Genomic DNA, 25,516 nt, shown 5'->3' with positions numbered 1-25,516 from the left:
CACAGTTCGACCCCGACAGCCACGCGTCTGACGCACGCGCGATCGGTCTCGTCGCCCGACACCTCCCCCGACTCGTGTCGCTCAGATTGGATACTACGTTGTTACCAACAACCACTCAGTTATGAGCGGTCTAAAATCGGTTAAATGCCCAAATTATGGCGTCAGAGGGTCTCTAAAGCCGGATCTATCCACAAAGCATTTATAAATTCCGACGGACCGTTTGACCGTACCCCTACCCACGGTGGCAGGAGTGAGTATCGTTGTTCGAGTCCAGCGCGGTGCTGGGCGTGTCGGTCTCAGGACGCGAGAAAGACGCTGTCGCCAACACAGACCAAGGAAACCATGACAAGCACGAACGACAAGCTCCGTAGCCTGATCCTGGCTGCGCTGATGGTGCTGTCCGTCTTCGCGGGCACCGTCGCGTTCACCGGGACAGCCGCTGCGGCAAACGCCGATTCGGTGACGATCACGCCGAACTCGGCCGACGAAGGAACGACAAACGACCACACAGTGACGCTCGAAGCCGAGATCGACGCGTCTGACTCGACGAACCAGGTACTGGTTCTGGAGATGCCGGACGCGGTCGATCTGAGTAGTTCGTCGATCACCGGTGCGACGGTCACCTCTGGTGCCGCGACCGCCGGGTCGACGGACGTGGACGACACGAACAACAACGTCAACCTGACCGTCGAGGACGACGGTGGGAGCGCCACGGAGGCCATCACCGTCCAGTACACGCTGACGAACGTCGCACTGCCGGCCGACGTCGACGGTGACACGTCCGTCGACGCCCGGTTCGGCATCGACAACACGGCCGACGGTGACTACACGTCCGCAGACGACGTGAGCCCGGCCGACGGACCGACCCAGACGCTGACCGTCGTCGACGCGGACGGCTCCGGTGCCTCCGCCGAGGACGCCGACGCGAACCTCGACTCGGGGTCGCTGTTCTTCTCCGGACAGCAGCTCTACGTCAACGGTGACGCGAACACCGACTACTCGATCCGGCTGATCGACGACGACGGCGACCTCTCGACGACCGAACTCTCGTTCACCACGAACGGTGCGGGTGACGCCGTCATCGACACGGCCCCGCTCGAGAGCGAGTCCTACGCGCTCGTCCAGGGCGACAACCGTGGACAGGCGCTGCTCGTCGACGACGGGAGCATCACCGGTCCCGGTAGCGTCGACGACGCGCAGTTCGACCTGACCGTCCAGACGCTCACGACCGAGTTCGACGAGGACACGGTCGACGACGACGAGACCACGACGCTGGAAGTCGACTCGCCGACCCGGACGGGTAACTTCAACGCGTCCGTCGAAGTCGACGGTCTGAGCAACTCGACCGTCGAGGACATCTTCGCCGACTCGCTCCGCGACGCCGGTGACGACAACGACGCCGTGTACATCACGCTCAACAAGGACGTCGACAACACGGCCGACTTCACCGACGTGAACCGTGGTGACTACCAGTTCAACTTCTCCGTCGTCGACACGACGGCGAAGTCGACTGCCGACATCACGGTCGAACGCGCCGGCACCGCAGAACTCGGCCTGAACGAGAGTTCCTACACGGTCGAGACCGGCGACACGACGAACATGACGATCACGTTCGACGAGACGGACGAGGGCTTCATCCGGATCGGTGACGAGGACATCGGTTACAACGTCACCTACGAAGTCATCGACGGCGACGAGGACGGGATGCTCAACGTCTCGCTGAACACCTACGACACCGCCGACAACAACGGTGGCCTCATGCTGGCCGAAGACGAGGACGGCGAGGTCAACGTCGCCAGTAACTTCGACCAGGTGACTGTCGACGGTCCGCTCGACGCGGGTAACTACGACATCGAGGTCACGCAGCAGGAAGAGGACCTCGGTAGCGGCCCCGACGCAGTCGGGACGCTCGCCGTCACCGAGCGCGCCACGACGGCCGCCCGGCCGTGGGTCACGTTCAGTGACGCCGCGAGCGACCTGGACCGTGGTGACGACGTGATCGCCGCCATCGAGGCCGGCGAGGTCACCCAGCGCCGCAACGTCGCAGAGGGCGACTTCGCGGTCGTCCAGTTCGAGGTCTCCGGCATCTTCGGCTACCTCGAAGCACAGAGTAACATCGCAAACGGCTTCGGTGAAGTCGACGACGAGGACGAGACGCTCCCCGTCAGTCTGCAGGTCGAGCAGTCGAACCCCGACCCGAACACCGATCCGAAGCAGTACGACCTCGACGACCTGACGTACATCCTCGACGACGAGCGCAACATGCTCTTCGTCGTGGCACCGACCTCCGGCTCGGGCATCCCGGCCGAGGACGGTGACCAGTACAACGCGACGCTCGAAGTCAACGCGCTCGACGAGGACGACGTCACGCTGAACGACGCGAAGCGTGACGAGCGTGTCTCGACCACGTTCCGCGTGACCGAGCGCGAGGCACCGCTCAACACGAACGCCGAGGACCTCGTGGAGATCGAGCAGTCCGAGGAGGCGATGGTCTCCGGCACGACGACCATCGCACCCGGTAGCGAGATCACCGTGCGGGTCCGCTCCGTGAGCGGCGCGGAGAACCCGTTCGTGATGAGTGAGACCGTCAACGTGTCGGCAGACGGCACGTACAACGCGACGTTCGACTTCGCGGACACGCCGGTCGGCACGAACTTCACGGCAACCGTGAGTGCGTCGCCGCAACTCGACGGTGAAGACGAGTTCGACGGTGTCGTCGTCGAGGAGACGACCGAGACGCCGACGCCGACGGACACGCCGACGCCGACGGACACGCCGACGGCAACGCCGACGGCAACGCCGACGCCGACGGAGACGGACACGCCGACCGCGACGCCGACGCCGACGGAGACGACCACCACGACCACGCCCGGATTCGGCGCGATCGTGGCGATCATCGCCCTGCTCGGTGCGGCCCTGCTCGCGCTCCGGCGCGACTAACGTCGACAGCTAACTAACCGGCTTCCGCCGGTCCCTTCGCGGCTTTTCTTTCGGACGCTACACCCGCCAGCGGCGGCGCTGTCGGAGGCGACCGAACCGCCGTCTCGTGATCGGCCGTGGCCGATCCGCTCCCGACCCGACCGGATCTATCACGAACGAAGACAGTCGACCACTGTAGACGTATCGCTGCGTCTACACGATTGCTCACGGGTCGTCGATATTCCCACGTGCCTACGGAGTGACCCCCAGTTTCGGCCGGAGCGTGGCCGACGCCGGCCCGGAGGGCGTCTGACGGTCGGCAGACGACCGGGTGACAACTATCCGAGACTGTCGAACTCGGACACGCTCCGAAACGGCTCTACCGCCCGATTTCGGGTGTGTGAAGACATAACGCGCCGCATAACCTACCACAAAGCATTTATAACGAGCGACTTACCAACTGGATGTACCCCTACCCATGGTGGCAGAAGTGAGTATCGTTGTTCGAGTCCAGCGCGGTGCTGGGCGTGTCGGTCTCAGGACGCGAGAAAGGTGCTGTCGCCGCGAACGGAAACCACACCAAACATGACAAGCACGAACGATAAAGTCCGTAGCCTGATCCTGGCTGCGCTGATGGTTATGTCCGTCTTCGCGGGCACCGTCGCGTTCACCGGGACAGCCGCTGCGGCAAACGCCGATTCGGTGACGATCACGCCGAATGCGGCCGACGAAGGAACGACTAACGACCACACCGTAACGCTGACAGCGACGGTCGACACCGCCGACTCGCAGAACCAGAACCTCGTTCTGGAGATGCCCGACGCGGTCGACCTGAGCAGTTCGTCCATCAGCAATCCTGAGGTTACGTCCGGCGCTGCGACTGCTGGCTCCACGAACGTGGACAGCACGAACAACGTCGTCAACGTCACCGTCCAGGACGACTCGTCCGGTAGCACCAGTGCGACCGACACGGTCACGCTCGAGTACGAGCTGACCAACGTCGCACTGCCGCAGGTCGCTTCCGACACGGACGTCGACGCCCGCTTCGGTGTCGACTTCAACGCTGACGGCGACTACCAGGACGCCGACGACGTGTCGCCCGCATCGGGCCCGACCCAGACCCTGACGGTTCAGGACGCTGGCTCGTCCCAGAGCGACGCTGACAACACCCTGAACACCGGCTCGCTGTACTTCGCCGGTCAGGAACTGTTCGTCAGCGGTTCGCCGAACACCGACTACCAGATCCGTCTGATCGACAGCGACGGGGACCTCTCGACGACGGCCCTCTCGTTCACGACTGACGGCGCTGGCGAGGCGCTCATCGACACGTCCTCGCTCGACAGCGAGTCCTACGCGCTCGTCGCCGCTGACAACCGTGGTACTGCACTGTCGGTCGACGACGGTACCATCGGCTCCGGTACTGGTGACACCTTCGACATCACCGTCCAGACGCTGGACGCCGAGTTCGACCCGACGACGGTCGACAACGAGGAGACGTCCGACCTGTCGGTCGACTCGCCGACCCGGACCGGTGACTTCAACGCGTCCGTCGAGGCAGACGGCCTCAGCCAGTCGACGCTCGAAGACATCTTCGGCGACAGCGTGCGTGCGAACACCGACGAGGTGTACATCACGCTCAACAAGGACGAAGACATCGCAGCTAACTTCACCGACGTCAGTGCCGGTGACTACCAGTTCAACTTCTCCGTCGTCGACACGACGGCAGAGGCCTCGGCCGACATCACGGTCGAGAAGGCCGGCACCGCCGAGCTCGACCTGAACGAGAGTTCGTACACGGTCGAGACCGGTGACGCAGTCAACATGACGGTCACGTTCTCCGAGACCGACACGGGCTACCTCCGCGTCGGTGACGAGGACATCGGTTACAACGTCACCTACGAAGTCGTCGACGACGACGAGGACGGCGTTGCGAACGTCACGATCAACACCTACGACACCTCCAGCAACAACGGTGGCGTCATGTCCGCAGAGCCGGACGACACCTCCGTCAGCGTCTACGACCTCAACGCGACGGTCACGGGCGCGCTCGACGCTGGTAACTACGACATCGAGGTCTCCCGCGACGCGGAGGACCTCGGCAGTGGTCCGGACGCAGTCGGCACGCTCGCCGTGACGGAGCGCGCCACGACGTCCGCCCAGCCGTGGGTCACCTTCAGTGACGCCGCAGGCGACCTGGAGACCGGTGACGACGTGATTGCCGCCATCGAGGCAGGCGACGTCACCCAGCAGCGCGACGTCGCAGAGCGCGACCTCGCAGTCGTCCAGGTCCAGGCCTCCGGTGTCTTCGGCTACCTCGAGAACTACCAGGAAGCGAACGGTAACCTGAACGGTGCCTTCGGTGCGGTCGACGACGACTCCGAGACGACTCCGGTCAGTCTCCAGGTCGAGCAGTCGAACCCGGACCCGAACACCGATCCGAAGACCATCCCGACCAGCGAACTTAGCTTCATCCTCGACGACGAGCGGAACATGCTCTTCGTCGTGGTCCCGACGACCGCCGACGCGGACCGTGGCGGTGACACCGTCGACGTCGAATCCGGCGACCGCTTCAACGCGACCTTCGAGGTCAACGCGGTCTCCGAGGACGACAACGCTGGTACCCTGAACGACGCGAAGAAGGACGAGCGCGTCTCGACCAACTTCCGCGTCGTCGACCGTGAGGCTCCCCTCAACACGAACGCTCAGGACATCGTCGAAATCGGCCAGGCCGAGGACGGCGAGGTCACCGGCACGACGACCATCGCGCCCGGTAGCGAGATCACCGTGCGCGTCCGGTCCGTCAGTGGTGCCGAGAACCCGTTCGTCATGAGTGAGACCGTCAACGTGTCGGCAGACGGCACGTACAACGCGACGTTCGACTTCGCGGACACGCCGGTCGGTACGAACTTCACGGCAACCGTGAGCGCGTCGCCGTCCCTCGACGGCACGACCGAGTTCGACGGCATCGTCGTCGAGCAGGTCGACACGGAGACGCCGACCGCGACGCCGACGCCGACGGACACGCCGACGGCAACGCCGACGCCGACGCCGACGGCCACGCCGACGCCGACGGCAACGGCGACCGCGACGCCGACGCCGACCGAGACGACGACGACGACCACGCCCGGCTTCGGTGCCGTCGTGGCAGTCCTCGCCCTGCTCGGTGCGGCCCTGCTCGCGCTCCGGCGCGACTAACGTCGACAACTAACTAACCGGCTTCCGCCGGTCCTTTCGCGGTTCTTTCTTTCGGACGCTACACCCGCCAGCGGTAGCGTCGCCGTGATATCTCCCGAGTAGCGACGGTGTTCGCACCTGTCGCCCGGTCGGTCGGGTCCGCTACACGCAACGACAAGGGATTTATCCGACGCGGGCGTCGGTTCGGGTATGTTCGACGCCCTGCTCGACGCGTTCGCGTGGGCACCGGGACCGCTCTCCGACGCGCTCGCGTGGGTCGTCATCGCGACGTTTCTCGCCGGGGTCCTCCTCGCGGACCGCCGTCCCGACCTCGGTCGCGGACTGACGGCGGGTGCGTGGGCGGGGTTCGCCGGCTTCTGGTTCGTCCTGATCCCGCACTTCGCGTTCGTCCACAAGAGCTACGTCGAGGGCATCCTGACCGTGCTGGCGGTCCCGGCGTGTCTCTACACCGGCTGGTTGCTCTGGCAGGGCCGCGACTCGCTGTTCGTCCTCTCGCGGGCCATCGCGGTGATGGGACTCGTCTACCTCCCCTTCGAGACGATTCCCGCCGTCGTGCTCGCGGGTGTCGCGGTGCCCGCGCCGCGTGAACTGCTCATCACGACCGTCGCCGACCAGACCGGTTTCCTGATCCAGACGTTAGGATTCAGTCCGACGCCCGTGACCGGCCCGGAGACCGGCTACCAGAACGCCTTCATGTTCACGACCGACGGCCGGCGACTCGTCTTCGAGGTCGTCCTGGCCTGCACTGGGCTGGGCAGTATCGCCATCTTCGCCGGGTTGATCGCGGCGGTGAAGGCTCCACTGCGGCGGAAGCTCCGAGGGCTGGCCATCGCGGTACCCATCATCTACGGACTGAACCTGCTCCGGACGACGTTCATCGGCATCGTCTTCGGCAAACAGTACATGCAGTTCTTCGTCGACGAGGTGCTGCTGTTGTTCGGCTCCTCAGATCCGTACATGGTCTCCTTCTTCCTCTCGGATCGGGTCATCAGCCAACTGCTCGCGGTCGTCGCGCTCGTCGGGATCACGTACCTCGTGGTGCGGGAACTGCCCGAACTCCTGACCGTCATCGAGGACGTGCTGTATCTGGTGACGAAGGAGGAACACGACCTCCACGAGGCGCTGGACGTCTCGCGGGTCAGAACCGACGGGGCGGGCGACGAGTACGCTGTCGGTGGCGACGAGGAGTCGAAACGGTAGCAATCGGATCGAGATCGGGATCGGATCTGGAGCAGATTACGATCGGATCGTGAGTGCGCTATTCGGGCAACAGGTCTGCGGGTGTGTCGGCGAGACCGGCGAGTGCGTCGGCCTCGACGTGGTGGAGGTCGCCGGGGATCACCAGCAGGTGGAGCGGGCCACCGAAGTCGCGGGCGGCGAGCGCGGAGAGTCGGTCGCCGGCGACGACCGCGTCGGGACTGCCAGCGCGGGCGACCACGACCCCGAGTGTGTCCTGCCACCCCTCGGCGAGCAGCCCGGCGGCGGTGTCGGCGGTCATGTACTCCTCGTGGTCGCCGTCCGGTGCGCGGGGACCGTCGACCTTGATGTCGAGGTAGACGACGGTGTGGAGGCCGCGCTCGCGGTTCACCTCGATGGTGTCGATCACGCTCTGTGGCACGTCGTCGCCACCGTGGGCGTAGGGGAACGGGAGGGTGGTCGCCTTCCCGAAGCGGTAGTTCTGGAGGCCGGTGAGACTGCTCGCGGCCGACTGGGCGGTGACGCCGTGGATCACCTCGGTCTCGATGCCGCGCTCGATGGCCCGGAGGCGTAAGTCGACGTGGGTCGTGGAGATCATCGTGTCGCCGGCGGTGAGGAAGGCGACGTGCTCGTCTGCGGCAGCGTCTAAGATCGGTTCGGGGTGTTGTTCGACGCCCGCGCGGTCCCGGACTTCGATGTCGACGCCGTGGGCCGCTTCAAGGTCCGCGACGCTCGCGCCGACGAGACGGCTGGTGTAGAACTCCGCGAACGCCCGGTCGGCGGCCCGGAGTGTCTCCTGTCCCTCGACGGTGATCGACCGTTCGTCGTAGAGACCGAGTCCGATGAAGCTGAGCATACCACGGCTCGGCGCGCTGGTCGCTTAAACCGTCCGTCACGGAAGGGAAACACTGATGAACTTGCTGTGAGTTGATGTGAACGCTTCCGCCCGCATTTTGCCATGCCTGTGGAGGCTATCCCGTCGTCCGCCAGGTGGCATCCTTCCCGCGGTCAACGGCGGGAGTTCCCCTACAAGGGGAATCCGGGTTGGCAGGTTTCAGTCCGAAAGCGCCGAGAGCGTCATCTATCCGGGTCTCGGACTCGTCTCTCGGTGGACTGTGGCGCTGTCACAGGCGCTCCCATCTCGTGGCGAGTCATCGTGTCCGGGTTCCCAACGGACGCTCTCTCCCCACGAGTCGACGCGACCGGCGATGTTCGCCGCCGCGTTAATGTCTGCTTGGAACTCCGTTACGTGGCAGTCGTCGTGTGGACATACAAACTCCGCCTGCCGACTTCGTTGACCGAGGCGGCTGCAGGCATGGCACGTCTGGGAGGTGTACGCCGCGTTGACGTACTCGACACGAATTCCCACCTCCATCGCTTTGTCTTCGATTCGACCTTGTAGCCGTGCGAACGCCCATGCGTGAAGACGACGGTTCATGAACTTGCCGCAGTCCAACCGTTCACGGATATACGACAGATCTTCGAGAACGATAACCGGGTTATCGAAGGACCCAGCGTACTCGACGGCCTGCCGAGAGGCTTTCTCGATAATATCCGTCAGAGCATTTTGATAGTGGTCGAATCGTTCGTCCACGCGCCACTCGGCGGCGTCTCTCGACTGGAGCCGGCGGAGGGTCATGAACATCTCTTTGCGGAGGTGTCGCGCTCGACTGCCGCTAACGAGCATCGGCTTCCGTGGTACGTCGCGTTTGAGGGCACAGCCCGTGATCAACGCGCTCTCGCCTACGTCGAATCCGATGTAGGTCGGGTCGTCTGGTTCGGCCGGTTCTTCGACCGGGTATTTGACGGTGACGTGCAATTCCCACGACGTGCGGTGTCGCTGAAGGCGCAACTCGCCTGCTGTCGCGTCTTCGGAGAGCAGGTCGAACCACAGCGATTCCTGTTCGGGGTTAATCCGAAGTGGAATCCAGAAATTCGTCCCGCGACCGGGTTGCGGGACCTGCCACACGAAGCCGTGTTTACGCTCCTCGGAGTAGTCGAACTTTGCGGCCCGATTGACGAGTCGAAGCGGATGCTCGTCGTCTAACTCCTCGGCATTGTACGTCCGGCGGAGTTTTGGGACGAAAGACTTGAGCGCGTCTTTGGCTTGGTACGGCAGTTCATATGGGGTCACAACATCATTGACAGCCGACATTGTGTCTGCCCTGTTGTCGAAGGCGTCGTGGAGTGCGTCGCGGTAGGTGTCCAAGAGCCGCTGTAGACGCTCCTCTTTCCACGTGGTGGGCGTGGTGAGTGTGGCCTGTAACGTCTTCGTCACCATCTCGGACACAATGTTACATTAGTGTTAGTCACAGTTAACACCGTCGGTCACAAACTATGCGACATGAAGAACATCAACATTGAGATCGACGAAAAACAGTACGAGAGTCTAAAAGCGACGAAGAAGCGTCACGGGCTGACGTGGCGAGGGATGCTACTCCACGCGCAACGGGAGTTGGATTCCGGCCAGGCTACCGAGTAGTGGTCGGTCAGCATCGTGTCACGATTTCACACCCCACAAGCCGAGATTGCCTAGTTGTCGAAGGTAGCACCTACGGACGACACCCTTTCTGTGTGACCGCGCGTTCAGCCGTGCCGCCCGTTCTGCACGCACACCTCCACGGCCGGTCGTCGCACGGCCGTCGCCGCGTCGACCTGCCAGCGACGGGATAGATTTCACTCGGGACCGTCGTGAGTACGACCGCCGCCGTGCCCCGGCACACCATGGGACGTGATCCCACAAACCGCAAGCAAGCGGCGGGGTCGTCTGTGCCGGGTATCGAAATCGTTTTAGGGGAATCAACCGAAGGATGGCCCACAAAGCGCCTTAGCGCGTGACTTCACCATGAGTGACAAACCGCACCAGAACTTGGCCATCATCGGCCACGTCGACCACGGGAAGAGTACGCTGGTCGGGCGACTCCTGTTCGAGACAGGGTCCGTCCCCGAGCACGTCATCGAGCAGTACCGCGAGGAAGCAGAGGAGAAGGGCAAGGGCGGCTTCGAGTTCGCCTACGTGATGGACAACCTCGCCGAGGAGCGCGAGCGTGGTGTCACCATCGACATCGCCCACCAAGAGTTCGACACCGACGACTACTACTTCACCATCGTCGACTGTCCGGGCCACCGTGACTTCGTGAAGAACATGATCACGGGTGCCTCGCAGGCCGACAACGCGGTCCTCGTCGTCGCGGCCGACGACGGTGTCGCGCCCCAGACCCGCGAGCACGTCTTCCTCGCCCGCACGCTCGGGATCAACGAGCTGATCATCGCTGTCAACAAGATGGACGTCGTCGACTACAGCGAGGACACCTACAAGGAGGTCAAAGAGGAGGTCCAGCAGCTCCTGAAGCAGGTCCGCTTCCGTTCGGACGACGCGACCTACATCCCGATCTCCGCGTTCGAGGGCGACAACATCGCCGAGCGCTCGGACAACACCGACTGGTACGACGGTGCCATCCTCCTCGAAGCGCTGAACGACCTGCCGGAGACGGAGCCGCCGACGGACGCGCCGCTCCGCCTGCCGATCCAGGACGTCTACACCATCTCCGGCATCGGGACCGTCCCGGTCGGCCGGATCGAGACCGGGACGCTCAACCCCGGCGACAACGTCTCCTTCCAGCCGTCCGACGTGGGCGGCGAGGTGAAGACGGTCGAGATGCACCACGAGGAAGTCGACCAGGCCGGTCCGGGCGACAACGTCGGGTTCAACGTCCGTGGCGTCGGCAAGGACGACATCCGCCGTGGCGACGTCTGTGGCCCGGCCGACGACCCGCCGTCCGTCGCCGAGACGTTCCAGGCGCAGGTCGTCGTCATGCAGCACCCGTCCGTGATCACGGCCGGCTACACGCCGGTCTTCCACGCGCACACCGCACAGGTCGCGTGTACGATCGAGTCCATCGACCAGAAACTGGACCCGGCATCGGGTGAGGTCGCCGAGGAGAACCCGGACTTCATCAAGTCCGGCGACGCCGCCATCGTGACCGTCCGTCCGCAGAAGCCACTCAGCATCGAGCCGTCCGGCGAGATTCCGGAACTCGGCTCCTTCGCCATCCGCGACATGGGTCAGACCATCGCCGCCGGCAAGGTGCTCGACGTCAACGAGCGATAAGATGCAGCAGGCACGCGTTCGGCTCGCCGGGACCAGCCCGGAGGACCTCGACGACATCTGCGACGACGTGCGGGAGATCGCCAACAAGACCGGCGTCAGCCTGAGTGGGCCGATCCCGCTCCCGACGAAGACGCTGGAGGTTCCGACCCGCAAGTCCCCGGACGGCGAGGGGACCGCGACGTGGGAACACTGGGAGATGCGCGTCCACAAGCGGCTGATCGACATCGACGCCGACGAACGCGCGCTGCGGCAGCTGATGCGGATTCAGGTGCCCAACGACGTGAGCATCGAGATCGTCCTCGAAGACTGACGGGACGGCGCTAAGGCGTTCGCGCCTCGATTCTCCGTTCTTTCTCGCGGCGAGCGACTGCTCTCTCCTACTGGTCGCTCTTCGCTCGGCGCGTCGCAGTCGCGGTAGCGTTTTCCCGTCGCCGACCCGACTCCGGGTATGGTCACCCGAACCGCCACCGTCCAGACGCTCGTCGTCTTCGCGGTGGTCGCAACCCTCCAGACGCTCGCCGGCCTCGTCGGTGCCGGCGGCCTGTTCGTCCTCGATCCGGGATCACTGCTCGATCCGGCGACCGTCCTCGTCTCGGTGTACGCCCACGCCAACCTCGGACACCTCCTGTCGAACAGCCTCGCACTCCTCTTGCTCGGCCTGGCGGTCGAGCGCGGGACGACGCGACTGCGATTTCACCTGTTCTTCGTGACGACCGGCGTGTTGGCTGGACTCGTGCAGGTGACAGTCGGGAACTTGCTCGTCGCCGGGACCGCCGGTGTGCTGGGCGCGAGTGGAGCCATCTTCGGTCTGCTGGGTTACCTGCTCGCCGGCAACTCCGTGTCCGGGTCGCTGCTCTCGCGGTTCGACCTCGGCCGACGCGCGCAGTTGGCACTGTTCGTCGTCGTCGCCGGCGTCGTGACGGTCGCTACTGCCGCGCCGGGGGTCGCTCTCCTCGCGCACTTCACCGGCCTGTTGCTCGGGTTGGTCGCCGGGCGTCTGCGGCTCCTTCGTGTGCGCGAGTAGCGGGCGAGTTCATGTGAGGCGGTCGCGCGCCGGGTGGGAAACAGAAGCTACAAGTGCGACACCGGCTTTTGTCCGGGTGCGGGCTCGTAGATCAGTGGCAGATCGCTTCCTTCGCAAGGAAGAGGCCCCGGGTTCAAATCCCGGCGAGTCCACTGCGCTTCGCGCACCGTTCCTATTCGCTGTACGGCACCGCATCGATATAGCTGTTTCTGTGGTTTCAGACGCGATTCAAACCCGTCAGAGTGCCTCTCTTGCCGGTACTGTCTGCGACACATCTGAACCCGTCAGCGGGCGCGTTGCCACTACGTCGTGCGGTTATCCGAAATGATACTGCGTCGAGTCCGGAAGGCGCGCCGGAATCCGCCTTGTCTTCGCCGGGGTGCGTGATCCCGACCGAGTACCGACGATTGCTGTCGAACGGTGGGCGCACTGACCGTCATCTCCTGTCTCGATACATCATCCTATCCCGCGCGAGGTTGATCGGTCGAGTCCCGGTTCGGATCGCGGAAGCCGCCTGTGTGGTGCCCACAACTCCGACTCGCCTCAAAACTCCATAGGCGGGGTGCGCAGTTGACTGGTCGAACCTCTCTGCCGGTTCCCGGAAGCGCCCCCGGCATCTGCCCATCTGTCGTCTCTCAGGGGAAGCCGATCCCAGATTCTCTCACTGATTCAGAGCCGGTCGCAGGTCGCCCTACAATCTCTCCCAGTCGCTTTCGGTCCCTCCTGCTGGCGTTCCGTACTCCCCCCAGTATGATTGATCGTCTGTTCAGATACTATCGCTACAGACCGGGGGAGGGGGGTTGTGACACCATTCAAATCTCTGCTCCGGGAACGGTGTTACCCGGTCTCAAATTTTTTGTAGAATTTCGGGTGTCCTATTGGCCGGGTCTCCCGCGATCTACGCCAGCGTTGAAACCGGTAGCATACACGCTATTGATACTCGGTTAGCTCGCGGAAGCGCCGGCGGGAGTCCTCGTCACTTTGAAATACCGATTAGATTCCCTCTGACAGTGTGCTATTGTGAGTAGCATAGCGCGACAGATAGCTTTATTATGTCTCCTGAGTATAGATGTGTGAGAATAGTCAGCGAGCCACTGCTCCATCCTTCTACCTTTGAATTGGCTATTCGCAAATAAATTTGTAAAATGACATCAAACAGTCACAACTCTGTACGTTGGATCGATTGGAAAGCCCTCTGTGAAGCCCGCCGGGATGAAGAAGCGATACAAAAGCACAAAACCCGGATTCCGGCTCACCGCACTGATTTCTCAACCAAATCAAAGTACGACCCACCGGGCGAACCCGGAAAATGGAAGCGACTTGACAAGCATAATCGGGGCTTCAAGTTCAGCGAAAAACGGAATGTCGAAAAACCACATCTCCACTATGAACTGTGGGGCGACCGAAGCAAGGGTGGTTTCTACTTCAAACTATATCGGACCCTGATCATCACCGATCACCTACACTTGGACACTTATCTGCGAAGTCGAATATGTGATCGAGTTCTTAGTAAGAAGCACAACAAGTCTGGTGTTTCGATTGAGCTGACGGTTCTATTTGAGTCTGCGATTGCGATGTACGAAGACCCCCGTCTAAAGAAAGATGACCGACGAAAAGTCAGTTCGCGTTTAAAGAAGGAGAAATTAGATCCCGTATTGAGACAAATGTTAAAAGATTGTGATGTGCCGTACAGGCAGTATGAAAAGCAATTCAATCGCTACCTCAACAGCGGAAGACGTGGGGATTTCACCTATTATGCACTCCCGAGGGCCGTTCGAGATCGCCACTACATCCCGTATGTCAGGGATGAAGAACCCCTGCCGTGGGTGGAACCGGAGTGGTCTGCAGAGATCGAGTCTGGTGAGGTATATATACCCCCTTCTATGGTGTATAGTGAAGGAAGCGAAGCAACCGAACAGGTCGAACAAGACAAGAGGGCACTGAGTCCACCGGAACAACCCTTGATTGATTCGGATCAGGGTGTTCGCGGCGAAGCGTAGACATTCTACAGAACACCCTACTGGGCCTAACCATCTAAGTCACGGCAAAGTACCATTTCCGGTAAGACCGATCAGAACCGCTGACGATTGCGTAGCGGGAGATCACATGGCGGGCTTCCGCCATTGGTGGCAGTTCCTGTATAGGTGGTAACTTGAGGGAGAGTATGGGTGTTAGAAGACCTCTAAGTAGTCCTCGATAACCTCTCGCTCGTCTTCCGTCAACTCGAACATATCGTACACCGCCTGATCGATCTCGGCTTCGAGAGCGTCGATATCAGTGTTTTTGACAGTATCGCGGTCGTCTTCGAGTCGGCTCAGTAGCTCTCGAACGCCGTCACTGGTCGCGGGGATCGGGATCGTCATTTCCTCGCCACTCTTGACGTTCCGCCCATCCACAGCGGCGTGGACGTACTTCGCTCGGAGCTTGCGATCCTCGCGGTCCCCGGTATCGAGTCGCGGATCGGTGATCTCGTCCGACCGACCTGCCGTGACTGCGAAGCGTCCGTCCGCGAGTTGCTGAATGTCTGCGTTTACCGGGTAGCGGCGCGTCTGCCACTCGTAGTCGATGTATTCGAGGTCGCTGTCGTACTCTCCGAGGTAGGCTTCCGGGAAGCGTTCGGTTCGGCTCTGTAGGTCGATTGTGTCTGTAATTTCTCCTGCCTTCTCCCTCAGCAGGGCAAACTCTCCGTTGTCATCCGAAATGATTGAAGGGAGTTTCTCGACGTACTGCGAGCGATATTCGTAGTATCCACCGGCCTTGACTGTCGTGATGTGTTTGAAGTAGAAATCGAGCGCCTTCGCATTGAGTTGGCAGGCCATCTCGTCCGTGAGGTCACGATAACTGTCTGCAAGCAGAACGGAATACGCTGTCTTGTAGTACCACGTCCCAACTTCATCGAGCATAAACGTTGAGTCCGTACTGATATGAGCGAAAATTATCTTTGGTATCTCGAATTTCTCCAAGTTCTGGGGACGACCAAACTCCCACCACTGGTCGCTATTTTCCCATCGACCTCCTTCCCGACCTCGGAGTTTCTTTTCATGATCTTTGAAGAAGTCCCATGCCAGAGGATAATCTTCCCGCAGAGTCGCCTTGCTCATGAGTGACACATCTAGTTCATCATCAGTGCGCTCAATTTCGTAGGGGAGAACGACGTGTTGCCCAGACCACTCCGCCCGCCAGCGTTGTACGTCACGGCCCTGAAGCCACGGCCTTAGAAGGTCGGTTTCGATTTCGTATCTTCCTGATCCACCAGACGGGACTATCGTGACGGTTTCACCAACGTCCCCCGACTCGATTCTTTCGGCATCAAGAACATCGACTACGTAGACTGTGTTTGCACTTGTCTGGGTCCCATGCGAAACATCGTCGGTAATGGTGTCAATTCTATGATCTGCTTGTCGCTCTAACTTCTTGAACACCTCCAATTCTTCGGGCGGCATCAGCGACCAGTATCCATCGTCAAGTTCCCCCTGCGGGAAGTCGAAGACGTCGATGAACTCGTCGGAATATCCCGGCTCACCACGATGATCCCGAACGGCCTGAATGATCTCGTCGTCTAACTCTCGGCCCGTGTCGTCTTCCACGTTCGCCTTCACTCGGACGCACCGAATGTCGTTCTCGTTCCGGGCGTCCGCATCCGGTTCGTCCTCGGCGATCACGATAGCGGGGTAGTTCGTTGCGTCTTTGAACACACCCGAGTCCCGGAAGTCGTACACCTCCTTGAGCCGGGAGTCGCGCAGTAGCACTCGACGAAGCCCCTCCCCGTAGTCCGTGACCATGAACTGGTTGGGTGTGATGTATCCGAGCTTCCCGGAGCCTTCCGCCAACCACTCAAGTCCGCGCTCGTAGAACGGACAGTACAGGTCATAGTTTCCTGTGGTGGAGTCGTACAGGCTATCGAGCATGGCTTTCTGGTCGTCCGGGAGGTTCTGAATGCGAACGTAGGGCGGGTTCCCGACGACGTAATCGTACTCCATGTAGTTCTTGACCACGAGTGCGAGAACCGTGTCCTCGAACATCTTGAACAGACGTCCGTCGCCGTGGTCCTCCCGGAGATACTGTACCGTGTCGAGAATGTCGTCCACGTAGGGCGCGAAGAAGTCCTCCACGCCGTCGTACTCTCGCGTCGTGTACCGGTTCACGCCCTGTTTCAGCCCGCCACGGTACTCCCACATTCCTTCGCTCATGTGGTACTTCACCACGTCGAGGACGCCCTGTAGTGCGGCGAAATACTCCCCGAAGTTCCGGACCTCGGAGTTGAGCTTCAGCGTCTCGAACTTCGGCATCCGAACGCGCTGAACGAGGAACTCGCCTTCCCGGTTCGACTCTGGGACCTCGCCTTCCTCTACTTCGATGGGCAGGGGCACGGGAATCCGCACGTCCTGATTGTCCTCCGTCACTGCGTCGAAGGTCATCTGGGTCTGCCCGTCGTCGCCGATATCTGCTCCGGTCAACTCCCGCTCGTTCCTGAGGGTGTCGGTCCGGAAGATCGGCAGGCGGTGGATCGTGAACGAGTCGTCCTGTCGCTTCGCCTGCTTGTATTCGGGCAGGATCGTCACCATGAACCGAATCTGTGCCATGAGGACGGCGAACGGATGTATGTCAAGTCCGACGATCCGGGGCCGGGAACACAACTCGGTCAACTCTGCGGCCCAATCCGGATTGTCGTCGTATCGTTTCACGTCCTCGATGTACCGATTCAGGGCTTCCACGAGGAACGTCCCGGACCCACACGACGGGTCGATGATCCGCTCCGACGAGACGCCCCGGTCGTACCCCACGCCGTCCATGATGTAGTCGATCACCGGCTGTGGCGTGTAGAACTCCCCGAGTGCCTTCCGGGTCTCCGGATCGAAGTATCGCTGGTACAGATCGCCGAGCGGGTCGCCCTCGATCCGGGAGAAGTCGAATTTCAGAACGGCGAAGGACACCCGAGCAATCGCCCGGCTGAACCGCTGGCGGGTCGCGGCACTGACCTTCGTGACGTCACTCCCTTCTTTTGCCACGTCCTTGAACCGATTGAACGGGTCTTCGTGCTGACTCGCGGTCTGCTCGCCGTAGCCGTCGGTCCACCAGATGAAGATGTCGTCCTCGAACAGACTCTCGACGAGTTGCTTCCGCATATCCTCGATCATCCCGTTTGCGGCGATGGGGTAGGCGTCGAGGTCGATCTGCCCGGAGAAGTCCCCGAGTTCGCGGAAGTATCGCTCAAGTCCCCGGTCACTGCGGAAGAAGTCGTGGTCCTCGGTCGCTTTGGCGAGTAATAACCGAGCGAGAAGGGCGTGACCGGACTCCAAGCAGAACATGAAGTCCCGGAGTGACTGCTTCCCGTCGATGAACGGCTCCCACGAACTCGGCGTCTCGTTGGGCACGCTGGCGTAGCTGGCTTCCCAGAAGTCGTAGGCACCCTTCACGAACTTGGCTTCCTGCTCGTCGCGGAGTTCTCCGAGCAGGTCGGTCATCGCGGTCACGAGATCGGCGAAGGGACTCCCGTCGTCTAAGCGGAAGGTGTCGAAGAAGTGTTCCTGTCCGAGTTCCCCGGCGAGACTCACTTCCTCAAGCTCGGAGAGGTACTGGTTGACGTTCTCGGAGTCACCAATGTCCCACTCGGGCTTCCGGAGCGCGGATCGGAGATTGGCCGCGTCGGAGTCGGTTGCATCTGCGAGTCGGAAGCTGGTGATCCGGGAGTGACCGTCTCGGGCGTACAGCCGGAACTCCTGTCCGTTGGTGAGGATGCCGTACTTCGCTTTGAGTTCGTCAACGTAGTGGAACAACTGATCCTCGTGCGGGCCGAGGTCTCGATCAGTCGTCTTGAACTCGTAGACTGCCGTGACGGACTCGTTCGTGTCGAGGGTCACGTAGTCCGGTCGCTTGTTGTCCGGCAGGCTCATTTCACTCCGGAGGTCCACGCCGGTCCCCTCGTAGTCAAGCGCGCTGTAGAAGTTATTCTCTGTAAACAGGTTCTCTACGTCTCGTTCGCTCATGTCGGGGTTGGCACTCTCCCCGATTGCCCGGAGTGAGTCGGCGAAACCGGAGGCGGCAGACATAGTACGAACCATTGAGACGGTGCATAAATAATCCCACTATCACGTTCGTCCGGGGGCGGGTGTTCTTGATTTCCGAGGAATACTGTTCGACTCAGACCCAGCAGGCCACCGATCCCGGAACCAACCAAACTGATTTGAGTGAACCAAGTGTACCTGCGGGTATGTCAGATACAGCGAACGTGGACCTCGGTGAGTGGGAAGGCGCACTCGGTCCTCAGTCAGAGGGTGAGCCGGTGTTCTACGAGATGACGCTGGGCGAAGACGAGGTGCGTCTTGTTGGTCCATCTCCGGGGATGTTGTACGAGTACCCTCGTGGGGAATTCGAGGCGTTAGTCGAAGAAGGCGAGTGGCTCCCGGCTACCAATGACATTGAAAATGAGGTCTTCCGAACTCCTGAGGGAGACCAGCCGTGGTAGACCGAAGCTAACCGATCTCCCCGGTCAAGTTTCGATCACACGCTCCCAATCGCACCTATTCTGACTGCCGGCCCGTGTTATTCCTGCGAGTCGGAGTCGTCGGACGCCTGCGCCCCGTCAATCGGTATGCGGAGGTTCCGAGCGAGTTCAAATTCCGCATTTTCGTAGATTCTCCGCGTCGTCTCCGGGATAGTGGCAACAACGCCAAACTCGGCTGAGTCCGGCATCCGTGTCCCACAGACGAGACAGGTGCCATGCTTCTCCCCGTCGAGCAGGTAGTCGGCCAGTTCCGAGGGTGTCTCGGGAAGGTCGAGCAACATGACGAGATCGTTGAGGATCACGAACTCAAGAGCCTCCCAATCGTCACCGAGGTCCCGAAGATAGTACGCCTCCGCTGAGTCAGTGACCTTGACTTCCTCGCCGAAGATGTGGGCCGGATCGACCTCTACGTCTGCTTCGTCTGCGTCAACGTAGACTGAGACGGTGAGGGTGGATTCATCACGGAACGAACGCAGAGTAATCGAGCTGATACCGTGGTACTCGATCTCCCCGAGGGTCGTTTCTTCTTCGACACCGAGGACGACGTTCCGGATTTTGTTCCGGAATACCTCGCGTTCCTTGTCGGTGAGCGGGCTGTTCTTTTCGAGTTCGTCGTTGGCGTGGTAGTCGTCCGGGTGTGGGGTGTGTTCAACCATGTTAGTGTTTCTCTGTTGTAATATTTGACCGTTGCTCTGCGGTCTGATCGGGTGTGTGTTCACTGCTACGGGGAACCGCATCGGCAGGAGTCATACGTCTCTGATGAACTCCCGTCGCCGTTCTGCCTTGTCTGCGTGATTTCCCTTGTCGTAGTGCTTGTCGAGAACCCGCCCGCTCATGTTGACTCGCTCGCCTGTGACGTCCTTCGGCTGTCCCGCGTTCCGGGCGGCAGTCACGTAGCCCCGGCGGAGTGCGTGAGGGCTGACTGAGCCGGGACACTTCGAGGCAGTATTCCACGTCATCGCTCCGCAGTCGGCAGGATCGTCTTTGAACGGGCAGTCCCCGCCGTTGTACGTACACGGTCGGGTCGCGGTGTAGACGTGCCGCTGTATCCCGGTGCGAACGATCCGCCCGTGGTCTGTGGCGATAAGCGGCTCTCTGTCGTACTCGTCGGTGACGTCCGGGCGGTTCTGCCGGATGTAGTCGCGGATCACGTCGGCGGTAGCTTGGGCGATCAGTACGTCTCGTTCCCCCTTGCTTCGCCGCTTGAGGGGCGTTCCGGTATCCGGTCGGTGTCGAACGGCGAGGGCCGGACGCGCGTCATCGAAGTCGGTCACGTCTAACGCGCGAAGGCCGCTTATCCTCATGCCTGTCTTCCACAGGATCAGGACGATGACGTGGCGGTCGCTCGCGTACTCGAACTTTGCGAGGTGCGGGAGTATCGCGTCGGCTTCCTCTTTCGTGAGCAGTGAGTCGTTTACCTCGTCTTCTTCGGGAACGCGAGGGATGCGAATGAGGTCTCCGAGACCTTGGGGGACGGCGTTGACTGATTCGCAGAAGCGGACGTAGTTGGTGATGGTCCGCAGGTCGTTGCGCGCGCTGATCGGCTTGATACTCTCAAGTCGGTACTCGGTGTACTGTTGAATGATCTCGCTGTCGAGGTCGCGCAGGTCGTGGATTCCGTTGTCGTCTAACCAGTCGCAGAACCGTTGGAGGGTGGATTTGTAATTGGCGACCGATTTCGCCGAGACGTGGGTTCGCTTGTCTCGGAGGTATCGGGTCAGTGCGTCTCGTGGGGGCGTTGGCTTCAGTTTCATTGGCTCCGTCACCTGTGGCGGAACAGTGCCTTCAGCGGCGGTGGCCGGAGGGCGGAATCGCCCGACGGCGAAGTGGCCCCGGGTTCAAATCCCGGCGAGTCCACTTCTCTCGGTCACGTCGTTCACCCGACCAGTGAACTCGCCTACCCTCCTGTGAATCCGACGGCAGTCGACGTCCACGGAGTCATCGACACGCCGTCGACGGGGCTCGGTCGTCGTCGACCCAGAGACTGATCGACAGCGAGTCGGTCGACACCTCCTCGAAGCGGAACCGGAGGGTCGTCCGTTCACCGCCGGCCAGGGACGGTTCCCGGCAGCGTGTGACCGTCTCGCCGTCCGTGACTACTTCGACGACGACCTCGGCGGGCCGTCGCTCGTCGGCCTCGTTCACCAGCGGGACCGTCACGTCGACGGAGTCGTTCTCGACCCGGTAGTCGAACCCCTCGTCGGTGACCGTCACTCCCGGCTGCGCGGTGGGCGTCACGCTCCCGGCGTCAGCCTGTGCCCCCAGTGGACTCGGCAGGGCACTCGACAGACGCTCTCGTGTGACGGCCCAGTAGAGACCGACGTCCCCGCACGGAGCCTCCGCGAGCGAGTCGGCCTCGGGATAGTACTGCAGGATACTCTGTTGGGTCCCCCCACCGAAGAATCGACACGACCGGACCGACTGAGCCGTCCAGTAGACGTGCTCACGCTCGCTGTCGAGTGCCGGCGGGAGTCCGTCGGACGACTCCATCTCCACCGGGTCCTGCCGGACGAACTCACTCGGCCCGAACGTCGGGACCAGCAGGAGCGCGAAGACGACGAGGAGTGCGATGCCGACACGACGCGGGAGGTAACTCACCAGGATACCCACGCCCAGTGCCGTGAACACGAGTGGGTAGACCATGTCCCACAGGCCGTCGAAGTCGATGAACACGACGATGAGCGTCACGAGCAGGCCGCCCACGGCGAGCGGCCACGTCTGGTGCCGGTCAGTATCGAACACGGTGAGTCCCAGTCCGTCGACATCGAGAGCGGTGAGCCCCATCTTACCGGCTTCGAGGAGCGCGAGTCCCAGTCCCCCGGCACCGACGAGCGTGACCCAGCGTCCGAGGTCGTTGTTGAAAAAGAGGAAGTAGGTCCGGAGGTCGAAGGCCCCGGTCTCGGACTGCAAGACGAGCGGTCCGAGTACCACTTCGGCGAGGAACCCGCCGACGTCGGCGTAGAGCAGGAGACTGGTCCCGATCACCCCGACGGCGGCGGCACCGCCCGCGACGTGGCGCTTGAGGTCGGTGAACGACCGATTTCGGAGGGTGTAGATGGTCGTGAGCAGGGGGAAGACGACCGAGAGTTGCCAGAAGCCGACGGCGAGCCCCGCCAGTAGCCCGCTGGTGAAGTGTCGGTCGTGGACGGCACGGTCGAGTGCCGCCAGCCCGAACACGTAGACCATCATCTTGGCTTTGTACCCCAGCCACGGGAGGTAGAACAGGTCGGGAAGCACCAAGAACGTGACGCCGGCGGCCAGCCCAGCGACCGGCGACTCGGTGAGCGTGCCGACGATGCGAGCCGTCAACGCGACCGTGAGAACCAGTCCGGTCGCCGTCGTGGCGATGCCGAGGAGGTGATGCGCGTACATGTTCGTCCCGGTGACCTGCGCGAAGAGGTACGTCGGGAGGAACGCCAGCGGCGGCTTGATCTCCCAGATGTCGGTGTACAGTGTATTGCCGTCGGCGACGAACCACCCGACGTACTCCAAGATCACCGAGTCGTTGTGGGGGAGTGGCGGCCCGAAGCCGTGACGCCGGACGAACGCCCGGCCGGTCGCCGCGACGCCACACGCCGCGAGGAGTCCGGCCACGATCCAGTAGTAGCTCTGCCACGCTGCGGTGAGTGTCTCACGCGAGAGATCTCTCTCCTCGCGGAGACGCTCGATGCGCTCTCGAACGAGCTGGAGGGCGAACACGGGCCGGCAGTTCAAACGAGAGTCACATGAACCTTTGCCGATCGGCACTGGTTCGGGCGGTGGCCGACGCTCCCGCCGTGACGAGTCGAGTGAGGTGACGGCACTCCGGTCGGAACGTGAAGAACTCACGGTGAGTTTACGTCGACGGAGACCCGCGTGTGTCGACTGCCGGTTCAGTACGCGGTGCCGTCCTCGTCGGACTGTGTCGGCTCGGTAACTTCACCGACTTCACCGTCTGAAACCTGAACGAAGCCTTATATGTTCACGTAGCGACCACTCGACAGATGCGCCGCCGAGGCTCGCCGACACGAGGCACGTCTTCCCGCACCAGACGCGGCCTTCTCCTCGCGGGCGTGGCGGCACTCGGTCTCGGCGGACTCGAAGCCGGCGCGTACACGTCTGCCGACCTCAACAGAAGCAACAGCCTCGGCGTCGCCACCGACATCGACGGCGTCCTCGGACTCGACGCGCCGGGGTCGGTCTCGGCGAACAAGCGGGGTACGCTGGCGACGATCACCAACCACCTGTCGGCCGACTCGATCACCGTCACCGTCTCGCTGGCGACCGCGAGCGAGGGGACACTCTACACCGCGACCGACAGCGGGTCGTCCGTGACGCTCTCGTTGCTCGCCGACGAGTCGGCGACCGTCGAAGCCGAGACGACGCTCGGGCGTGGTGACACGCTGGCGTGGAGCGTCTCGGCGTCGGGACCGGCGACGACCCTCCGGCTGGACCGGACGAGTTCCGTGACACGTGGGAACGTGAAGGCCGCGATCCGGTTCAAGAAACTCGCCAAGTTGCGGGCCAACGCCGGCAAGGGTGAGTTCACGGTCGGACAGGCGCAGGCGCAGGACCGCGACGGCGACGACGACCTCGACCGTGTCGAGTACCTCGTCACCGACCCCAGCGGGACCGAAGTCGCGTCCGCGACCGAGTCTGTACCGGGCAACGGCAAACAGTACAAAGCCCGAAATCTCACGATAGACACGACTGAGAACGTCCAGCGCGGGACCACCTACACGATCACGGCGACGGCGTTCGACGCCGACGGCAACACCGCCCGCGAGTCCGGCACCGTGACGGCGTGAGAGAACGACAGAAACGGGTTAGAGCGTTCAGTACTCGATACCGTCTTCGTCGTCGATCTCGTCGTCGTCGACGACCTCGACGCCACGGGAGTTGACGGCGTAGGGGTCGAGACCGATCTCCTCCATGAACTGCTTGTAGAGGCGTTCTGCGGTCTCGGCGTCCTTCTGGCGGTCGGAGGCGCGGTCACACAACTGGATCAGGTCTTCGGGCACGTCGTTCTCGTGGACGATCCAGTGGTTGATCAGATCGGAGAGGCGGCGGATCGGACTGGTGAAGTGGCCGTAGATGTCGAAGTTCAGCGCGTGGTGGCCGCCGAAGGGGTCGTTCATGTACTTCGCGCGGGGCATCACCTTCAGCACGGCACGCTGGATCTTGTTGAGCGCGCGCGGCGGCGCGGACTCTAACGCCGCGTTGACCGACTTCCGGGGGTCGTCCCACGAACCGCTCGGGATGGAGACGCCGTCGAGTTCCATGATCTCCTTCAGCGCCTTGTCCCACTGGTCCGGGGTCGGTTGCGGGTGGACGCGGTACATCGCCTCGACGCCACGGTTCCACATCAGGACGTGCGTGACGGCCTTGTTCGCCTTCAGCATGCACTCCTCGATGATGGTGTGGGCGCGGTCCCGCGAGGGGTTCAAGACGAGACTCCCGTCCTCTTTGCGCTGTTCGTGCATCTGGTCGGCGAGTTCGAACGCGAGGGTCGCCTCGTCGTGGAGGGGGGCGTCTTCGTCGTCCAGTCGGTTCTCACACTGCGTGTACGTCAGGCGCTCGTCCGACTCGATGACGGACTTGTAGATCTCGATGTTCTCGAAGGAGAGGTTCTCCCGGTCCAGCGTCATCTCGACGGTGTGGGCCAGTCGGTCCTCGTTCGGGACGAGCGAACAGACCGTCTCGGCGAGCGTCGGCGGGAGCATGTGGATCGTGTAGCCCGGCAGGTAGACCGTGTTGCCCCGGCGGACGGCCTCGGCCCACATCTCCGACTCGGGGTGGACGTAGTGGGTCACGTCGGCGATGTGGACCCACAGCGTGTACGTCTCCTCTCCCTTCTCGATGGAGATGGCGTCGTCGAAGTCCTGCGCGTCGGCGGGGTCGGTCGTCCACGTCGTCAGGTCGCGCAGGTCCGTGCGTTCGTCGACCTCCGACTGGATCTCGTTTTGCACGTCTTCGGTGCGGGCTTCGGCTTCACGGAGGACCTCCGGGGGGAACGCGTCGGCGATCTCGAACTCCTCAAACAGTTCCTCGCGTTTGTTCTCGAGGTGTCTGTCGATCTCCGACGTGATCCGCACCGGCCCTTGCCCTTCGGCGGTTCCGGCGTGGGCCTGATCGTTCGACATACCTCCGGCTTCGAGGGTGGGACAGTTAGTCGTGTCGGGCCGGCGGTGTCGACTGTGTTCGGTCGGACTCAGACAGGAGACGGGTCGTCGGGCTACGACTCCGGTTCCTCGGGCGAGCCGTACCGTTCCTCGACGGCACCGAGGTACTCGGCCAGGAAGTCGTCTCGACTCTGCCCGTCGGTCTCGATGCCGACGAGGAGCGACTCGAGTTCGTCACGCGGCTGGTGACACAGCTCCCGGTAGCAGGGTTTACAGAGGTGTTCGAACTCCTTCCCGTGCCGGTCCCAGCGGTCGCCGTGCTTGTCGTACTCGCGCGCCTCGCTCCGCAGCACGTCCGTTCCGCAGGCGATACAGACGACCGCTTTCCGGTCCCGGTTGGTCCGGGAACGCCACATGATAGCTGGCACGGTCCGGGGTTACTTAGCGTTTGTTCCGCGTCTGAC

General features: G+C 62.3%; 18 protein-coding genes and 1 tRNA gene. 11 read left to right on the top strand and 8 right to left on the bottom strand.

The features are described 5' to 3' along the window. Positions 1-342 precede the first annotated feature (342 nt). The 3 genes from LI337_RS07455 to artA all read left to right on the top strand — a co-directional run bounded on the left by LI337_RS07455 (position 343) and on the right by artA (position 7,314). Positions 343-2,940 carry a BGTF surface domain-containing protein gene (locus tag LI337_RS07455; protein WP_227229175.1) on the top strand — a complete coding sequence of 866 codons (2,598 nt, stop codon included), beginning with the start codon at positions 343-345 and terminating at the stop codon, positions 2,938-2,940. Between the two features lie 612 nt (positions 2,941-3,552). Then, positions 3,553-6,114: a BGTF surface domain-containing protein gene (locus LI337_RS07450; protein WP_380699071.1), complete on the top strand. Its 2,562-nt coding sequence runs from the start codon at positions 3,553-3,555 to the stop codon at positions 6,112-6,114. Between the two features lie 189 nt (positions 6,115-6,303). Next, positions 6,304-7,314 (top strand): archaeosortase A, encoded by a 1,011-nt coding sequence (gene artA, locus LI337_RS07445; RefSeq protein WP_227229173.1) that lies wholly within the window; start codon positions 6,304-6,306, stop codon positions 7,312-7,314. Positions 7,315-7,372: 58 nt separating this feature from the next. On the opposite strand, the gene dph5 is transcribed toward artA, so the two are convergent. Next, entirely contained in the window at positions 7,373-8,167 is a 795-nt protein-coding gene (gene dph5 / locus LI337_RS07440) for a diphthine synthase (protein ID WP_227229172.1), read from the bottom strand. A gap of 225 nt (positions 8,168-8,392) precedes the next feature. After that, positions 8,393-9,601: a transposase gene (locus LI337_RS07435; protein ID WP_227229171.1), complete on the bottom strand. Its 1,209-nt coding sequence runs from the start codon at positions 9,599-9,601 to the stop codon at positions 8,393-8,395. Between the two features lie 54 nt (positions 9,602-9,655). On the opposite strand from LI337_RS07435, the gene LI337_RS07430 reads away from it, so the two are divergent. From LI337_RS07430 to LI337_RS07405, 6 genes are all read left to right on the top strand, one after another. Then, the gene (locus tag LI337_RS07430) at positions 9,656-9,793 is read left to right on the top strand and encodes a hypothetical protein (protein WP_227229170.1); all 138 of its coding nucleotides are present in this window, start codon (positions 9,656-9,658) and stop codon (positions 9,791-9,793) included. 363 nt (positions 9,794-10,156) lie between these two features. Continuing rightward, on the top strand, positions 10,157-11,422 hold the full coding sequence (gene tuf, locus LI337_RS07425; RefSeq protein WP_227229169.1) for a translation elongation factor EF-1 subunit alpha: 1,266 nt from the start codon (positions 10,157-10,159) through the stop codon (positions 11,420-11,422). Position 11,423: 1 nt separating this feature from the next. Further along, the gene (rpsJ, locus tag LI337_RS07420) at positions 11,424-11,732 is read left to right on the top strand and encodes a 30S ribosomal protein S10 (RefSeq protein ID WP_115864703.1); all 309 of its coding nucleotides are present in this window, start codon (positions 11,424-11,426) and stop codon (positions 11,730-11,732) included. A 138-nt stretch (positions 11,733-11,870) separates the two neighbouring features. Beyond that, on the top strand, positions 11,871-12,446 hold the full coding sequence (locus LI337_RS07415; protein ID WP_227229168.1) for a rhomboid family intramembrane serine protease: 576 nt from the start codon (positions 11,871-11,873) through the stop codon (positions 12,444-12,446). Between the two features lie 80 nt (positions 12,447-12,526). Next, a tRNA-Ala gene (locus tag LI337_RS07410) sits at positions 12,527-12,598 on the top strand. A 993-nt stretch (positions 12,599-13,591) separates the two neighbouring features. Then, a complete protein-coding gene (locus LI337_RS07405) occupies positions 13,592-14,446 on the top strand; it encodes a hypothetical protein (protein ID WP_227229167.1) in 855 nt (284 codons plus the stop codon). 171 nt (positions 14,447-14,617) lie between these two features. Here the strand turns inward: LI337_RS07405 and LI337_RS07400 are convergent, their stop codons facing one another. Continuing rightward, complete coding sequence (locus tag LI337_RS07400) at positions 14,618-18,496, bottom strand: Eco57I restriction-modification methylase domain-containing protein (RefSeq protein ID WP_345777732.1); 3,879 nt, start codon at positions 18,494-18,496, stop codon at positions 14,618-14,620. 161 nt (positions 18,497-18,657) lie between these two features. On the opposite strand from LI337_RS07400, the gene LI337_RS07395 reads away from it, so the two are divergent. Next, the gene (locus LI337_RS07395; protein ID WP_227229165.1) at positions 18,658-18,912 is read left to right on the top strand and encodes a hypothetical protein; all 255 of its coding nucleotides are present in this window, start codon (positions 18,658-18,660) and stop codon (positions 18,910-18,912) included. A 77-nt stretch (positions 18,913-18,989) separates the two neighbouring features. Here LI337_RS07395 and LI337_RS07390 read toward each other — a convergent pair whose 3' ends face one another. The 3 genes from LI337_RS07390 to LI337_RS07380 form a co-directional block, all read right to left on the bottom strand. Continuing rightward, positions 18,990-19,607, bottom strand: a complete 618-nt coding sequence (locus LI337_RS07390) for a hypothetical protein (protein WP_227229164.1) — start codon at positions 19,605-19,607, stop codon at positions 18,990-18,992. Between the two features lie 90 nt (positions 19,608-19,697). After that, on the bottom strand, positions 19,698-20,705 hold the full coding sequence (locus tag LI337_RS07385) for a tyrosine-type recombinase/integrase (protein ID WP_227229163.1): 1,008 nt from the start codon (positions 20,703-20,705) through the stop codon (positions 19,698-19,700). Positions 20,706-20,889: 184 nt separating this feature from the next. Continuing rightward, positions 20,890-22,650 (bottom strand): DolP-mannose mannosyltransferase, encoded by a 1,761-nt coding sequence (locus LI337_RS07380; RefSeq protein ID WP_227229162.1) that lies wholly within the window; start codon positions 22,648-22,650, stop codon positions 20,890-20,892. Between the two features lie 284 nt (positions 22,651-22,934). On the opposite strand from LI337_RS07380, the gene LI337_RS07375 reads away from it, so the two are divergent. After that, a complete protein-coding gene (locus LI337_RS07375) occupies positions 22,935-23,738 on the top strand; it encodes a hypothetical protein (protein ID WP_227229161.1) in 804 nt (267 codons plus the stop codon). A 27-nt stretch (positions 23,739-23,765) separates the two neighbouring features. On the opposite strand, the gene LI337_RS07370 is transcribed toward LI337_RS07375, so the two are convergent. Both LI337_RS07370 and LI337_RS07365 read right to left on the bottom strand, forming a co-directional pair. Next, a complete protein-coding gene (locus tag LI337_RS07370) occupies positions 23,766-25,073 on the bottom strand; it encodes a ribonuclease catalytic domain-containing protein (RefSeq protein WP_227229160.1) in 1,308 nt (435 codons plus the stop codon). A 92-nt stretch (positions 25,074-25,165) separates the two neighbouring features. Continuing rightward, positions 25,166-25,468: a DUF7562 family protein gene (locus LI337_RS07365; protein ID WP_227229159.1), complete on the bottom strand. Its 303-nt coding sequence runs from the start codon at positions 25,466-25,468 to the stop codon at positions 25,166-25,168. Positions 25,469-25,516: the final 48 nt, after the last annotated feature.

The organism is Salinirubrum litoreum (genome assembly GCF_020567425.1).
In the GTDB taxonomy this organism is placed as follows: Archaea; Halobacteriota; Halobacteria; order Halobacteriales; family Haloferacaceae; genus Salinirubrum; species Salinirubrum litoreum.
The sequence above is the reverse complement of the archived record's forward strand: the minus strand, read 5'-3'. Positions and strand labels throughout refer to the sequence as shown.